The 13,513-nt window shown below is 71.6% G+C and carries 14 protein-coding genes; 4 read left to right on the top strand and 10 right to left on the bottom strand.

Features of this window, described 5'->3' with window-relative positions; translation table 11 throughout:
* Positions 1 to 4 precede the first annotated feature (4 nt).
* The gene (locus tag ABD332_RS09160; RefSeq protein ID WP_344501353.1) at positions 5 to 694 is read left to right on the top strand and encodes an SRPBCC family protein; all 690 of its coding nucleotides are present in this window, start codon (positions 5 to 7) and stop codon (positions 692 to 694) included.
* A 76-nt stretch (positions 695 to 770) separates the two neighbouring features.
* Here the strand turns inward: ABD332_RS09160 and ABD332_RS09155 are convergent, their stop codons facing one another.
* A complete protein-coding gene (locus tag ABD332_RS09155; protein ID WP_344501463.1) occupies positions 771 to 3,266 on the bottom strand; it encodes a glycoside hydrolase family 9 protein in 2,496 nt (831 codons plus the stop codon).
* A 134-nt stretch (positions 3,267 to 3,400) separates the two neighbouring features.
* Complete coding sequence (locus ABD332_RS09150; RefSeq protein ID WP_344501352.1) at positions 3,401 to 3,850, bottom strand: DUF6328 family protein; 450 nt, start codon at positions 3,848 to 3,850, stop codon at positions 3,401 to 3,403.
* 105 nt (positions 3,851 to 3,955) lie between these two features.
* On the opposite strand from ABD332_RS09150, the gene ABD332_RS09145 reads away from it, so the two are divergent.
* Positions 3,956 to 4,279, top strand: a complete 324-nt coding sequence (locus ABD332_RS09145) for a DUF6401 family natural product biosynthesis protein (protein WP_344501351.1) — start codon at positions 3,956 to 3,958, stop codon at positions 4,277 to 4,279.
* 28 nt (positions 4,280 to 4,307) lie between these two features.
* Here ABD332_RS09145 and ABD332_RS09140 read toward each other — a convergent pair whose 3' ends face one another.
* Genes ABD332_RS09140 through ABD332_RS09130 form a run of 3 tightly spaced genes read right to left on the bottom strand, consistent with a single transcriptional unit; the run spans position 4,308 to position 6,797 of the window.
* Positions 4,308 to 5,495 (bottom strand): esterase-like activity of phytase family protein, encoded by a 1,188-nt coding sequence (locus ABD332_RS09140; RefSeq protein WP_344501350.1) that lies wholly within the window; start codon positions 5,493 to 5,495, stop codon positions 4,308 to 4,310.
* 55 nt (positions 5,496 to 5,550) lie between these two features.
* On the bottom strand, positions 5,551 to 6,069 hold the full coding sequence (locus ABD332_RS09135) for a hypothetical protein (RefSeq protein ID WP_344501349.1): 519 nt from the start codon (positions 6,067 to 6,069) through the stop codon (positions 5,551 to 5,553).
* 20 nt (positions 6,070 to 6,089) lie between these two features.
* A complete protein-coding gene (locus tag ABD332_RS09130) occupies positions 6,090 to 6,797 on the bottom strand; it encodes a CAP domain-containing protein (protein WP_344501348.1) in 708 nt (235 codons plus the stop codon).
* A gap of 227 nt (positions 6,798 to 7,024) precedes the next feature.
* On the opposite strand from ABD332_RS09130, the gene ABD332_RS09125 reads away from it, so the two are divergent.
* Positions 7,025 to 7,225, top strand: a complete 201-nt coding sequence (locus ABD332_RS09125; protein WP_344501347.1) for a PspC domain-containing protein — start codon at positions 7,025 to 7,027, stop codon at positions 7,223 to 7,225.
* 65 nt (positions 7,226 to 7,290) lie between these two features.
* On the top strand, positions 7,291 to 7,638 hold the full coding sequence (locus tag ABD332_RS09120; RefSeq protein WP_344501346.1) for a DUF6401 family natural product biosynthesis protein: 348 nt from the start codon (positions 7,291 to 7,293) through the stop codon (positions 7,636 to 7,638).
* 30 nt (positions 7,639 to 7,668) lie between these two features.
* Here ABD332_RS09120 and ABD332_RS09115 read toward each other — a convergent pair whose 3' ends face one another.
* The 5 genes from ABD332_RS09115 to ABD332_RS09095 all read right to left on the bottom strand — a co-directional run bounded on the left by ABD332_RS09115 (position 7,669) and on the right by ABD332_RS09095 (position 13,484).
* The gene (locus tag ABD332_RS09115) at positions 7,669 to 9,576 is read right to left on the bottom strand and encodes an MFS transporter (protein WP_344501345.1); all 1,908 of its coding nucleotides are present in this window, start codon (positions 9,574 to 9,576) and stop codon (positions 7,669 to 7,671) included.
* Between the two features lie 4 nt (positions 9,577 to 9,580).
* Positions 9,581 to 10,291 carry an LppX_LprAFG lipoprotein gene (locus tag ABD332_RS09110; protein WP_344501344.1) on the bottom strand — a complete coding sequence of 237 codons (711 nt, stop codon included), beginning with the start codon at positions 10,289 to 10,291 and terminating at the stop codon, positions 9,581 to 9,583.
* A 78-nt stretch (positions 10,292 to 10,369) separates the two neighbouring features.
* Complete coding sequence (locus ABD332_RS09105) at positions 10,370 to 11,845, bottom strand: glycoside hydrolase family 3 protein (RefSeq protein WP_344501343.1); 1,476 nt, start codon at positions 11,843 to 11,845, stop codon at positions 10,370 to 10,372.
* A gap of 86 nt (positions 11,846 to 11,931) precedes the next feature.
* A complete protein-coding gene (locus ABD332_RS09100) occupies positions 11,932 to 12,396 on the bottom strand; it encodes a DUF4442 domain-containing protein (RefSeq protein ID WP_344501342.1) in 465 nt (154 codons plus the stop codon).
* A 29-nt stretch (positions 12,397 to 12,425) separates the two neighbouring features.
* Positions 12,426 to 13,484: a hypothetical protein gene (locus ABD332_RS09095; RefSeq protein WP_344501341.1), complete on the bottom strand. Its 1,059-nt coding sequence runs from the start codon at positions 13,482 to 13,484 to the stop codon at positions 12,426 to 12,428.
* Between the last annotated feature and the right edge of the window lie 29 nt (positions 13,485 to 13,513).

Raw genomic sequence — 13,513 nt, 5'->3', positions numbered from 1 at the left:
GTCAATGCTGCTCACCAATGAGTTCGTCGTCCACCGGCCCCTCGAAGAGACCTGGGCAGTGCTGACCGACCTGGAGCGGATCGCCCCCTGCATGCCCGGCGCCCAGCTGACGTCGGTGCAGGGGGACGAGTACCACGGCAAGGTCAAGGTGAAGGTCGGCCCGATGACCGCCCAGTTCTCGGGCGTGGCCACCTTCAAGGAGCGCGACGACGCGGCGCACCGGGCGGTGATCGACGCCCGCGGCCGCGACGCGTCCGGCAAGGGCCGCGCGTCGGCGCTCGTCACGGCGGTGCTGACGGCGGAGGGCGAATCGACGAAGGTCGCCGTCGAGACGGATCTGACGATCGCGGGCCCCTTGGCGCAGATGGGCCGCAGCACGATCGGCGACATCAGCACCCGGCTGCTCGGCCAGTTCGTGACGAACCTGGAGGCGCAGCTGGCTGAGTCCACCCCCGCGGCCTCGCCTGCAGATCGTGTGGAGGAGGTCGAGGCGGTTCTGCCGACCGCTCCCGTCCCCGACGCGAACGGCGTGACGACCGCGCCCGCGCAGCAGGCCGTCCGCGTCATCGACGGTCCTGACGCGGCACCCGTCAACCTGCTGGAGACCGCCGGGACCACGAACCTCGTGAAGATCGCGGTGCCGGTCGTCATCCTCGTCGCGGCGGTCGTCGCGCTGGTCGTCTGGCTGGTCTGAACAGGCCGAGGGGCACCGGTCGGATCGCGACCGGTGCCCCTCGCCTTTCCTCACCCCATCCGATGCGGCCGCCCAATCAACCGCAGGTGAAGACCGCCGGGGCCGCGTTCGGACCCCACGCCACCTTGCCGACGAGCAGGATCGTCGTCGACTCGCCCGGCCTCAGCCGGCTCTGCCACGGCTTGACCTTCACCGAGGCGCCGGTCTGCGTCGCGGTGCCGTTGACCGCGAGGTCGACCTTCTGCGTGCCGGTGTAGGCGAAGCCCAGCGCCCAGTCGTTCAGCGTCTGGCGGGACGTGTTGCGGACCGTCACGGAGGCGATGTAGACGCCGCCGAGGTCCAGGACCCTGGTGTAGGTGACGGTGCACGGCTGCTTCGCGACCGCGCCGCCCTCACCCTGGTCCGCCAGGAACGACGCCACGAACGACAGCGCCGAGTTCCAGTTGATCGTGATCTCGTTGGTCGACCACGACTCGATGTCGTCGACGTAGCAGAACTGCGGCTTGCAGCCCGCCAGGATCTTCGACGCGACCGGGTCCTGGATCGAGGAGTTCGGCCCGCCCGACAGCGACCCGGCCGGCGGGTTGGGCAGCGCCGGGTTGAGCTGGTGGGCGTACATCCGCGAGTGCTGGTTGTGCGACGCCCGCTCGCCGTAGCCGGTCACGTAGGACTGGTTGAGCGCGTTGCGGCCGAGGAGGTAGTCCATGCCCGTCAGGACACCGTCGCGGAACGCCGTGTCGCCGCTGATGTCGTACGCCGTGGCGATGACGGCCAGGTTGTTCACGACCAGGCCGTTGGAGCCCCAGTCGAACTTCCCGTTGGACGGGTTGTAGGCGATGTTGTACGCGTTGCCCCGCAGCGTCTGCAGGTAGCCGCGGGCACCGTCCACAACGGACTGCCGCACCCGCGCCCGGTCGGCCAGCGCGTTGGGCACGGTCGCGAGGTCGAGCCGGCCGGCCGTCGCGGTGAACTTCCAGTCGAAGCCCTCCGGGCGGAACACGTCGGCGGTGTGCCACGGCGACGCCACGACCGCGTCCTGGTAGACCTTCTCGCCGGTGCTGATGAACAGCTCCGCCGCGGCCCAGTAGAACTCGTCGGTCACGTTGTCGTCGTCGTACGCGCCGCCGCCGGTGCCGTCCGTGACGAGGGCGTAGCGGGCCGGGTTGGCGACCGCGGCCGCGTACGCCGTCTTCGCCGCGGCGAGCAGCTTCGCGGCGAACGCCTTGTCGTAGGGCTGGAAGAGCCGGGCGCCCTGGGCGGCGGTCGCGGCGAGGTTCAGCGTCGCGGCCGTCGACGGTGCGTGCAGCTCCCGCGGCTGCGGGTCGGCGGCGGGGTCGAGCGGCAGGCCGGTCCAGGCGGCGTCGTGCACCTTGTGGTGCACCATGCCGGCCAGGGGCTTGCCCGCCGGGACCTGCATCCGCAGCATGAACTCCAGCTCCCAGCGCGCCTCGTCGAGGACGTCGGGCACCTGGTTGCCGTGCTCCGGGACGCGCAGCGAGCCGTCGCCGAGCTTGTCCGCGCGGGCGCCGGCGGCGACCTTGGTCCGCTCGAAGGTGCTCAGCAGCTGGTACACCGAGATGCCGCCGTTGACGACGTACTTGCCGTGGTCGCCGGCGTCGTACCAGCCGCCGCGCACGTCGAGCCGGTAGTCGCACAGGCCCGGCTGGCACGGGACGTCCGTGTCGCCCTGGTTGGGCGCGACGCCGAGGTGGCCGGCCGCGCGGCCGTAGCCGGGGGCGATGCTGTCGAGGATCTCGATGCCGCTGCGCTGGGTGTAGTACCAGGACAGCGAGTCGGTGCGCAGCTTCTCGTAGGCGGCGTTGACCCCGATGTCGAAGGGCACGCTGGTCTCGCCGTCGGCGGTCAGCGTGTATCCGGCGCCCTTCACCCTGTACGAGCTGAAGTCGGCCGTCTGGACGTTCTGGCCGGAGGTGGCGTCGACCCCGGCCGGCGTGGTCGTGCCGGTGGCGACGACCGTGCCGGCGGCGCTGCGCAGCTGCCACGGCAGGCCGGTGGTCGCCTCGGTGACGACGGTGGCGGCCTTCGGGCCGTCGGCGAGGTAGCCGACCTGGTTGACCCGCACGCGGGGGCCGGTGTCCGGGACGTACACAGGCGGCGGAGCACCTCCCTGCAACGAGATGTCGTCGAGGCACAGCGTCCAGGCGGTCGCGCTGCCGCCGACCTGGAACGCGACCTGGCCCGCGTCGGTGTCGGCCGCCGCGGTGAACGTGTAACTGTAGGACTGTTGCGCCGCGGTGAGGGCCGGTGCCGCGGAGAGCTCCTGGGTATAGGGCGGCGCCGCGAGCTGGACGTTGGCCCGGATCGTCACCGGCGTGCTGGCGCTGGCCTTGAAGGCGAGCTTGTACGACTCGCCGGCCTGCAGCTTGACGGCGTTCTGCCCGATGATGGCGTCCCACGGGTTGGTGGTCCCGGCGGGGATGGCCGCGCACAGCTGCCCGCCCACGACGGAGGCCGGCGCGTTGCCGGTCCACCACCACGGGTCGGTGCCGCTGTCGAAGGTGCCGTTGACGAGCTGTTCGGCCGGATCGGCGAGTGCGGCGGACGCGGTCATCGGCACGACCAGGACCGCCGCGACTAAGGCGAGCGAGAGTTTGCGCTTCACACAGACACCCCTTGTGGCGGAAGGGAATTGGGAGCGCTCCCACTGTGTCTCACCGCACACAAGGGTGTCAATACTCAAGCTGCCTAGCGTTTCAGGGTGGGAAACACGTACCAAACCAGCACGAACAACACCCCGAGCGTGGTGGCCGCCACGATCGCCCACGAGACCGCGACGACGACCTCGAACACGAGGAACACTGCGCCGACCACGGAGAGCCACAGGAACACGAGGCCGATCTGCGCGAGCGTGTCGCTCGTCTCGACGAGCTGCTCCTTGCGCCCCCGGCGGAACAGGATCCGGTGATGGCTGACCGGGGCGATCAGGCACAGCGTCGCCAGGGCGGTGAGCACCAGCGTCACGATGTACGTTCCACGCTGGACGGCCGTGATCTCCGCGAACCGCTGGCTGAACGGAATCGTCAGCAGGAAGGCGAACAAGATCTGCACGCCGGTCTGCGCGACCCGCAGCTCCTGCAGCAATTCGGTCCAATTCCGGTCGGAACGCTCAACGGGGCTCTCGTCGCGATCGGCCATGCGGGTTCTTTTACCCAACCGGTCGCCAGAACGAAACTGGCGATCGGGTCAAACCCGGCGCGTCGGGGCTGCGACCGGTTGCATGCTGGGCATATGGTCGCGAACGTGAGCGCACCCTTCGATGAGTTGACGTCCGGTCGACGCGCGTGGATCGCCCGGGCCGGGCTGGCCGAGCTCGCCTCCGCCGTCGGGCGCCCCGGCCGTGTGGCGGTCTCCATGCGGCCCGACCTGCTGGCGCGGGTCGACCAGCACGCCGCCGCGGTCCGCGAGTCCCTCGGTGGCACGCTGCTCGACCCGGTGGCCCTCGCCGGTTACGCGGCGGCGATCCGCGACGCCGCCAGGGACGCGGGCGAGACCCTCGACGACTGGTCCCGCCCGACCTGGGCGATGCTCCGCCTGCTGGCGGTCTGCTCGCTGATCCCCTCGTAGGCGCCTACTTGTTGCTCGCCTCAGGCGCTTACTTCAGGAAGCGCTTGTCGGCGTGCAGCGGGTCCGTCAGCCGGATGGTGATGAACTCGTTGTTGTCAGGCTGGCCCGGCGTGCGCCCGTTGGAGAACGGGAAGTTGTTGTCGTTGACCACGCCGAGGGTCTTGTCGTCGAGGATGACGACGTCCTCGATGGTCTGGAACGGGAACGTGAAGGTGCCCGTGTCCCCACCGAGGTGGCGCGGGTCGGCGAGGTTCATGAGGTCCGCCACGAGGGTCTTGTCGAGCTTGCCGTCGCGGTTGCGGTCGCGCTTGTCGGCGAGGTAGATCCGCTTGAACTTCGCGGTCGCGCCCTGGCCGTTGTCGCGCTCGATGACGAGGAAGCGGTCATCGTCGACGGCGATCGCGTCGCCGATCGCGTTGGCCGGGTCCTCCAGCTGGTAGATCCAGCGCTTGCCCGTGTACGCGCGGGACGCGACGTCGAACTCGTTGAGCCGCAGGCCGCCGGGCGCGTCGCCGGCGACGACGCCCTCCAGCAGCGCGTACAGCTTCCGGCCGTCGGGCGACTGGGCGAGGCCCTCGAAGCCCTTGCTGCTGTTCAGGTTCGGGTTGCCGGCCGGGTTCTCCGGCGCGCGGACCCCGTCGAGCGGGATCGGCGCCTGCAGCAGCCGCCCGGCGCGGTCGAAGTGCAGCAGGTACGGGCCGAACTCGTCGCCGATCCAGTACGTGCCGTCCTTCGCCCGCTGGATCGACTCGACGTCGAAGTCCGAGCCGGTGAGCACCCGGTCGGGGCGGGTCAGCGCGAACGGCACGAGACCGTTCGGGTCCGTGAGGTTGATGCCGCCGACCACGTCCACCGTGTGGTTGCCGTAGTCCGGGGCCACCCGGTGGATGCGCAGCACGAAGTCGGCGCTGTTGGCCTTGTTGCCGTAGCCGTTGTCCGAGAGCACCTCGAACGTGCCGTCCCCAAGCTGGGCGATGCCGCTGAAGCCCTGGACCGGCTGGTCGGCGAACGGCGGCGTGATCCCGTTGGACGGCGTGCCGCCCAGCAGCGAGCCCGACGGGTCGCTGGCGGAGACGAACGTGGCCGCCGGCAGCGCGGCGAAGCCGGTCAGGGTGGCGCGGCCGTAGGTGTCGTGTGCTTCAGCGCTCGGCGCGGCGAGGGCCAGCGTCAGCACGCCGATACCCAGGCCGGCACCGGCACGTCGGAGATTCCTCATGGGCCGCGACGCTAGGCGGCCCGGGTGAACCACCCAGGTGCTTCCGGTGATCGGCCTACGTTTTCTTGGTGATCGCTTCCTGGAGCGTGCGCAGCCGCGCGACGACGGCCGGCCCGTCGGTGATGCTGCCGCCGCCCTGGTAGTACACGAACGACACGCGCACGACGAGCTCGCCGCTGGCGGCCTCCACGTACGCCTCGCCCTCACCGGCGACCGAGAACGTCGACGCGTCGATCGACTTCGCGTCCTGCGCCGCGTTCTTGTCGTAGGCCACCTGCTGCGCGGCGCCCGACGAGGGGCGGACCAGCGTCAGGAACAGGTAGAAGTCGCCGGAGGCGCCGTCGACCGCGCACGCCTTGAGCGAGTCGGTGTCGCGGCGCTCCCTGGTGCCCGGCGCCTCGCCGAGCGCGGCCTTGAGCTGGTCGTCGGTGGCGATGCTGCACATGTCGGCGGTGTCGTAGACGGCGCCGTTGCGCTTCGCGTCCTGCGGACTGCCCTGCCCCGCCGGGTCGTCGCCGCAGCCGGCGAGCGCCAGTACGACGCCCGCCGACAGCACGGCTTTACGAATGGTCACGCAGTGTTTCTACACGGTTTTCAGACGCGGCCGAAGTCCTGGGTCCAGTACGGGGTCCCGTCCGCCTTGTACGCGAGGCCGACACCGACCGCGACGCTGCTGCAGTTGAGGATGTTGGCCCGGTGGCCCTCGCTGTTGATCCAGCCGGTGACGACCTCCTGCGGCGACCGGTAGCCCCAGGCGATGTTCTCCGCCGACGCCCCGGTGGTGTACCCGGCGGCGACCTCACGCTGCACGAACGTGCTGCCGTTGGACCCGGTGTGGCTGAAGAAGTTGTTCGTCACCATGTCGGTGCTGTGGTTGCGCGCCGCCGCGACCAGCCGCGAGTCGATGCGCAGGGCGCCGCAGCCGTTGGCCTTGCGGTAGTTGTTGGTCAGCGTCACGACCTCGCTCTCCAGCGAGCTGCTCTCCACCGGCTTGGTGGCGGGCGTCGTGGGCGCGGTGGTGGGCGTCTTGGTGGGCGTGGTGACCGGCTTGGTGGTGGGCTTGGTGGTCGGCTTCTTCGTCGGCGTGGTGACCGGCTTCTTGGCGGTCGACTTCTTCTTCTTATTCTTCTTCTTGGACACCGCGGCGGTGACGTCCGCACCGGCGACCGCGTCACCGGCGGCGGTGACGACCTGCGCGGCGGCGGGGGCGGCCGTCGCGGCGGTGGCGGTGAGCGTGAAGCCGAGCGGCGCCGCGAGCAGCACGGCGGCGAGGATGGTGGCACGGCGAGGGAACCGGGTCACGATGGGAAAACCTTCCGTCGGTGAGCTTGACGGAGTTGGTATCGGGTGCCTCGCAGCGCTCGTGAGCAGGTCAACTGGCCCGCAACGGTCGGCAACCGACCGGCTACCCGTGCGGGTGGGTCCCTAGTGGACCGGCCGCCGAAGTTCCATCAAAGGTTGGAGGGCGACGGCCCCGGGCATTCATACCGTTGAGCTACAACAACGATCCGCCCGTCGAAGGAGCAGCAATGTCCACTCTGGTCAGGCCCCGGGACAACCGTTGGATCGCCGGCGTCTGCTCCGGCCTCGCCCGCCGGTTCGGCATGTCGCCCAACGTCATGCGGCTCATCTTCCTCATCTCGTGCCTGCTGCCGGGCCCGCAGTTCGTGATCTACATCGTGCTGTGGGTCCTGATGCCCGACGAGTCGAAGTCGCCCAGTTACAACTGAGGTCCGCACGGGTGCGCTCCGGGTTCGCCGGTCAACCGGCCGGCCGACCGGTCGAACTCGGAGGCATGTTCAAAGACCTCGCCGAAGCCACCCGCCACACCGCCGCCCGCGCGACCCTGAACGGCCTGATGACCTGGCTCGGCGAGTCCGGCCTGGCGGCCGCCGCCGCCTCGGCCGGCCTCCAGGCCGCGGTCGACCAGCACGCCGCCTCGGTCCGCGACGCCCTCGGCGACCCGGAGCACGGCCCGAACGCCGTCGCCCTCGCCAGCTACGCCACCGGCGTCCGCGACGCTCTCATCGAGGCCCAGTGGCAGCTGCCGCCGACCTCGGAGCTCGACTGGTCGAAGGCCGAGTGGCCCACGGTCCGCCTCATCGCCATCTGCACCCTGGCCCGCTCCGCCGGCCACAGCTGACCCACCTCCCCCACCTCTTCCGGACCGCTGCTAGCCGGGCGGCGGAGGGGTTTTGCGTGGGCCGCCGATGAACGCGGCCGCGACGGCGCCCGCGAGGCAGACGGCCGCGGTGATCAGGAAGATCTCGCGGTACTCGGTGCGTAGGGCGTCCTGGAGTGCGTTCGCGTACGCGGACATCAGCCGCCGCTGCTCCTCGGCCGGCTTGCCGAAGACCAGCGGGAAGTCGAGGTTCGCGGTCAGCTCGTGGAACCGGTGCAGTCCCCACGCCGTCAGGGCGGCGACCCCGATCAGCATGCCCATCGTCCGTGCCACGACCACCGCCGACGAGGCCACCCCGTGCTGCGACGCCGGGGTCGCCCGCAGCGCCGCCGCCGACAGCGGAGCGATGACCAGCCCCAGCCCGAGCCCGGCGAGCGCCAGGTCCGTGTCCAGCCGGGGCAGGAACCCCAGGTGCCGCGCGGCGAGCACGTCCTCCGGCCAGCCCGCGATGAGCAGATACGCGACCGCCGCCAGCACGAGCCCACCGACGGCGACCGCCCGCTCGCGCACCCGCCCCGCACCCCACCCACCAGCACCGCCACTATCACCACCGCCACCGCCACCGCCAGCGGCACCGGCGCCAGCACCGCCACTACCACCAGCGTCGCCGCCACCGCCACCGCCAGCGGCACTGGCACTGGCAGCAGCACCAGCGCCGGCATCGGCAGCACCGGCGCCAGCACCGGCGGCATCGGGGCTGCCCACGGCCGGAAGTTCGGCAGCGCCGAGCATGGCGGCGCCGGGGCGGGCGGGGCTGTCCCACGCGTCCGGGCCGCCCGGGGTGAGCCGGCCCTCGCCAGCGGGAGCGGCGGCCAGGTCGAGGGCTCCCGCGCCGGAAGGGACGTCCCGCACGGCTGCCCGGCGGGACTGGCGGAGCAGCAGGCCGCCCAGGACCGCCCCCACGGGGAGGGCGACCAGGAAGCGGGTCAGCACCAGGGTGGCCTCGACGCCGGACTTGCGCAGGAGGGTCTGCGCGACCAGCTCCACGTCGACCAGCGTGACCATGAGGGCGACGCCGGCGCACCAGCTCGCCACCAGGACAGCGAAGAACGGCAGCTTGGCAGCGCCGGTCAGGTCCAGCAGGCGGGTGCGGGCCCGGCGCTCCCACAGCGCGAACAGCACCGTCACGACCGCGGCGCCGGCGAGGACGGGCCAGCCCCACGAGGGCAGGACGGAGCGCTCGGGGTCGGGGTTGTACAGCGCGGCGACCACCGCGCCGAGCGCCACCGCCAGGAGCAGCCCGCCGACCAGGTCGGTCCTGCGCGGGGCGGACGACCGCGGCGGGCCGCCGGGCACCGTGCGCCAGACGAGGACGATCGCGACCGCGACGAGCGGCAGGTTCAGCCAGAAGATGCCGCGCCAGGTGCCGAGGGCGGCGGCGACCGCCACCCCGTACAGGGGGCCGAGGACACTGCCGAGCTCCTGCGCCGCCCCGATGTTGCCGAGGACCAGGTGGCGGCCGCGGTCGGGCCACAGGTCGCTGACGAGGGCGACGGTGACGGGCAGCAGCGCGCCGCCGGCGATGCCCTGCAGCGTGCGGCCGCCGGTGAGCAGCCAGATCTCGCCGCCGGAGGCGGCCGTGAGCACGCCGGACGCGGCGGTGAGCGCGGAGCCGGCGGCGAACCCGAGCAGGCTCGCGACCAGCAGCGCCCGGCGGCCGAACCGGTCGGAGAGCGACCCGAGCAGCGGCATCCCGGCGACGTATCCGAGCAGGAAGCCGGTCACGACCGGGGTGACCCGCTCCAGCCGGGTGTCGGCGATGTGCAGGGAGTCCATGATGTCGGTGAGGACCCCGACGATCACGTAGGCGTCGAGCGCGGCGAGCAGCACCGCCACCCCGCCCACGCTGACGGCGAGCCGCCGCCGCCCGCCCCCGGAGGCGGGCGCAGTCGACGTCATCTGCTTACTTCGGCGGGGCGATGGTGGCCGGGGCGTCGAACTCCTTGAACGTGATGGTGACCGTGCCGCCCTTGGCCTCACCGACGGCGGGCAGGGTGAACGCGGCCTTCAGCAGCTTCTTGCCGTCCTTGGCGATCCAGAACTTGCCGGGCACGGAGCCGGTGACGCCGGGCACCACGTTGGCGAGGGTCTGCGAGGAGTTGTCGGTCGAGACCCGGTAGGCCTCCTGGCCGTCGACGCTCTCGGTGGCCTCGGTCTTGCCGTTGGTGGCGGTGCCCAGGACCTTGGCGATGCCGCGGTCGGGCGAGAGGATCGCCGACGGGTCGTAGACCGACGCCGCGAGGGCCAGCGGAAGCTGCTGGTAGTCGCCGGTGGGACCCTTCAGCCACATGGTCTGCCCCACGATGGTGAAGGCCATGTCGACCGTCGCGCCCATCTGCTCGACCTGGGCGGTCCCCTGCGCGTTGCCCTCCTTGGTCAGCACGCCGTCGGCGCGCTTGAGCGCCACGCCGGCGATGGTGCCGTCGGCGGTGATGAGGAACTTCGCGGACGTGATCCCGCCCATCGCGGTCGCGGACTCCTTGAGCAGCCCGTCTGCGGCCGGCAGGTTGGGATCCGCCTTCCCGGCGTCGTCCTCTTTGGACTTGCTGGTGCAGCCGGTCAGGACGAAGAGCAAGGCCGTGAAACCGGCCAGCAGAGCACGAGTGCGGGGCATACCGGCATGCTAGACCGCGCAACGAAACAACGGGCGAGCCGTGACCCTGGGCAGCGGCGAAGTCACCGAGCGGCAGGTCTAGCGCCCCGCGAGCAGCTCCGCGACCGCCCGGCCGGATGCGGCCGTCGCGCCGAACGTGGCGATGTGCAGGTCGCCCCGCGGTGCGGCGGGCACGCCCATCTCGACCACGACCGCGTCGGGGCGCACGGCAAGGGACGCCTTCAGCGCGTCGGTGATCCACGGGTAGCGGTGCGGGTCCCGTACCACCAGCAGCAACGGACGACCGATGGACGAGCGCAACGCGTCGGGCAGGCCCTCCTCCGAGGACAGCCGCACCCCGGAGGTGTCGGGCACCAGCTCGGCGAGCGGCGCGATGAGCCCCCACGGCGTCTCCGGGGCGATCGCGAAGTTGAGCTCCGGCTGGAACTCGATCACGTACGCGGGCGCGGCGAGCGGGAACGTGGCGTCGGGCGCGGTGATGCGCAGCGCCCGGCGGGCCGCGGACAGCCCGAGGGCGCCCGCCTGCGGGTCCGGCGGCGTGCGGGACGCGTTCAACGACCAGGCGGCGAGCCGCGCGACCCTGGCGGCGGCGTCGGCGAGCCGCGACTCGGGCAGCTCGCCGGAGCGCACTGCGGCGACGATCGCGTCGCGGAGCAGGTTGGCCGTCTCCTCGTCGGCGTGGTCGCCACCGACGCAGATCGCGTCGGCGCCCGCGGCGAGCGCGAGGACGGTGGCCTGCGCGAAGCCGTAGCGGTCGGAGATCGCCCGCATCTCGATGCCGTCGGTGACGATCAGGCCGTCGAAGCCGAGCTCGCCGCGGAGCAGGTCGGTCATGATCCGCGGGCTGAGGGTGGCCGGCAGGTCCGGGTCGAGCGCGGGGACGCGGAGGTGGGCGCTCATGACGGCGCGCACGCCGGCGGCGATCGCCGCACGGAACGGCACCAGCTCGGTCGCGTCGAGGTCGGCCCGCCCGGCCTTGATGATCGGCACGTCCAGGTGCGAGTCGACACTGGTGTTGCCGTGCCCGGGGAAGTGCTTCGCGCAGGCGGCGACACCCGCCTCCTGCAGGCCGGTGATCCACGCGGCGGTGTGCCGGGCGACGCGCTCGGGCTCGGCGCCGAACGCGCGGGAGCCGATGACCGGGTTGTTGGGGTCGGAGTTGACGTCCGCGTCGGGCGCGTAGTCGAAGGTGATGCCGACCGAGGCGAGGTCGCGGCCGATGTGGCAGGCGACCTCGCGGGTCAGCGCGGTGTCGTCGACGGCGCCGAGGGCGAGGTTGCCGGGCCACGGGCTGCCGCTGTGCGCATCGATGCGGGTGACGTCGCCGGCCTCCTCGTCGATGGCGACGATGACGTCCTCGCGCTCGGCGCGCAGCGCCGCGGTCAGCTCCGCGACCTGGTCACGGTCGACGACGTTGCGAGCGAAGAGCACGACGCCGCCGAGCCCCTCGGCGAGGCGGCGGCGGACCCACGGCGGGGGCTCCTTGCCCACGAATCCCGGCTGAAGCACGGCGTTCGCCATGCCGACCAGGTCGTCCCCCGTGCTTGCGTCCATGCGTCAACCACCCTTCGCGCCTGGCGAGAATGGTCACATCACAGCTCCGTAATAGTCAAGAAACCTTCCAGTAGTTAACGGCCCGGTCATCGATGGGGGCGGATGGTCCAGACCACTGTCATCTCGGTCGTGACGGCGCCGTCGGCCCTCGTGACCTCGATCGCGACGGGAAATTCGGGGCGCTCGCCGGCGGCCAGCTCCGCCAGAACCTCGCTGACGGGCCGGCCGAGCCGGGCGACGGCCTGGACCGGCCCGGCGGCGAGCTTTCGGTACGCGATGTCGGACCGCACCGCCAGCGGGGTGCCCAGCGCGAGGTGCTCGCCGAACGCCGCCATCACGACGGCACCGGATGCGGTCTCGCCAAGCGTGAAAATAGCGCCGGCGTGCGGCCCGGCGACGTGGTTGTGCAGCCGCTCCTCGTCCGGGAGCGTGGCGGTGGCGCTGATGTCGTCGCCGTCCACGCGCACGTCGGTGATCTCGATTCCGACGGTGCGCGCGAACGGAACTGCGGAGATCAGGTTGGTCGCCAGTACCTTGGCATCAACGGTCATGCGCCGAGGTTACCGACCGGTAGCAAGACTTAGAAGAGCTCGCCGATCGTGTGGATGATGTTGACGTAGAAGTTGCCCTCGATCGGCCGGAACACCTGGAACGGCTCGTGCGGCTCGCCGACGAACGGTCGCAGCGTCCACGCGAGCTGGGTGCCGACGAAGCCGAAGAGCAGGATCCACACGTGCAGCAGCGTCATGCTGGCCGGGCGCTCGCCGGGCGCCAGCGTGACGGCCCCGGTGCGCGGCGTGGGGAGCGGCGGCGCCACCGGGAACGCGTAGCGGCCGTCGGGCAGCAGCAGCGGCTGCTTCGGCGGGTACACCACCGGCGGCGCCGCCGCGATCTGGACCGCCCCGTTGGCCTGCGGAGACGATGCCGCGGCCCCGGCCGACACCGACGCGGCCGGGACAGCCGCCTTGTCATCGTCTGCGGCGTCGGCACCGGCGGGCGCCGGCGACACCGGTGCGTCCTGCGACGCGTCGGCCAGCTCGGCCATCGCCTCCGCTTCGGCCCGCTCCCGCGCCTCCCGCGCCTCCTGCTCCGCGCGCCGCGCCGCCGCGACCGTGGCCGTGTGGGCGTTCAGCGCGTGCATGCCGCTGGTGAGGAACTTCAGCCCGACGAACGCCGTCATGGCCAGGATCGCCACGTTGAGGATCTTGTAGAACGAGTAGCTGAACGCCGTCAGCAGGAAGAACAGGCTGATCGGCGCGAACGCCAGGGACAGCACCGCGGTCACCGTGATCGTGACCATGACCAGCGCGAGTGCCTGCCGGACCTGCAACCTGGCGCCGAACACCAGGTTGAACAGGTACAGCGTCGGCAGGCAGATCGCGAGCGTCATCAGGAACAGCAGCGGCAGCTTCAGCGCGGACAGGCCCGCCTGAGCGAAGCTGTGCGAAGCCCCCAGCACCGCGCCGTAGCAGGCGAGCGCCAGCACCGAGCTGGTGAGCATCTGCAACGTCAGCTTGCCGAGGTCCCGCTCCTCACCGATCTGGCGCCAGATCGACTCCCGGTCGCGGAGGATCCGCTCGATGATGAGCAGTCCGCTCCCGGGTTGTTGACCGCCGCCCGTCGTGCCGTATGCCGCCATCGGAGCATCCCCTATGTCGGAGGGCCAGT

The organism is Dactylosporangium maewongense, from assembly GCF_039531485.1.
GTDB lineage: Bacteria > Actinomycetota > Actinomycetes > Mycobacteriales > Micromonosporaceae > Dactylosporangium > Dactylosporangium maewongense.
Note: the sequence above shows the minus strand (reverse complement) of the source record. Positions and strands in the feature narration are given on the sequence as shown.

Excerpts from the sequence above, each read along its gene's own strand:
- ABD332_RS09125 (WP_344501347.1), top strand. The coding sequence starts at position 7,025 with ATGTCCACTCTGGTCAGGCCCCGGGACAACCGTTGGATCGCCGGCGTC.
- ABD332_RS09150 (WP_344501352.1), bottom strand. The coding sequence starts at position 3,850 with ATGGCCGATCGCGACGAGAGCCCCGTTGAGCGTTCCGACCGGAATTGG.
- ABD332_RS09110 (WP_344501344.1), bottom strand. The coding sequence starts at position 10,291 with ATGCCCCGCACTCGTGCTCTGCTGGCCGGTTTCACGGCCTTGCTCTTC.
- ABD332_RS09160 (WP_344501353.1), top strand. The coding sequence starts at position 5 with ATGCTGCTCACCAATGAGTTCGTCGTCCACCGGCCCCTCGAAGAGACC.
- ABD332_RS09120 (WP_344501346.1), top strand. The coding sequence starts at position 7,291 with ATGTTCAAAGACCTCGCCGAAGCCACCCGCCACACCGCCGCCCGCGCG.
- ABD332_RS09100 (WP_344501342.1), bottom strand. The coding sequence starts at position 12,396 with ATGACCGTTGATGCCAAGGTACTGGCGACCAACCTGATCTCCGCAGTT.
- ABD332_RS09140 (WP_344501350.1), bottom strand. The coding sequence starts at position 5,495 with ATGAGGAATCTCCGACGTGCCGGTGCCGGCCTGGGTATCGGCGTGCTG.
- ABD332_RS09115 (WP_344501345.1), bottom strand. The coding sequence starts at position 9,576 with ATGACGTCGACTGCGCCCGCCTCCGGGGGCGGGCGGCGGCGGCTCGCC.
- ABD332_RS09105 (WP_344501343.1), bottom strand. The coding sequence starts at position 11,845 with ATGGACGCAAGCACGGGGGACGACCTGGTCGGCATGGCGAACGCCGTG.
- ABD332_RS09155 (WP_344501463.1), bottom strand. The coding sequence starts at position 3,266 with ATGACCGCGTCCGCCGCACTCGCCGATCCGGCCGAACAGCTCGTCAAC.
- ABD332_RS09095 (WP_344501341.1), bottom strand. The coding sequence starts at position 13,484 with ATGGCGGCATACGGCACGACGGGCGGCGGTCAACAACCCGGGAGCGGA.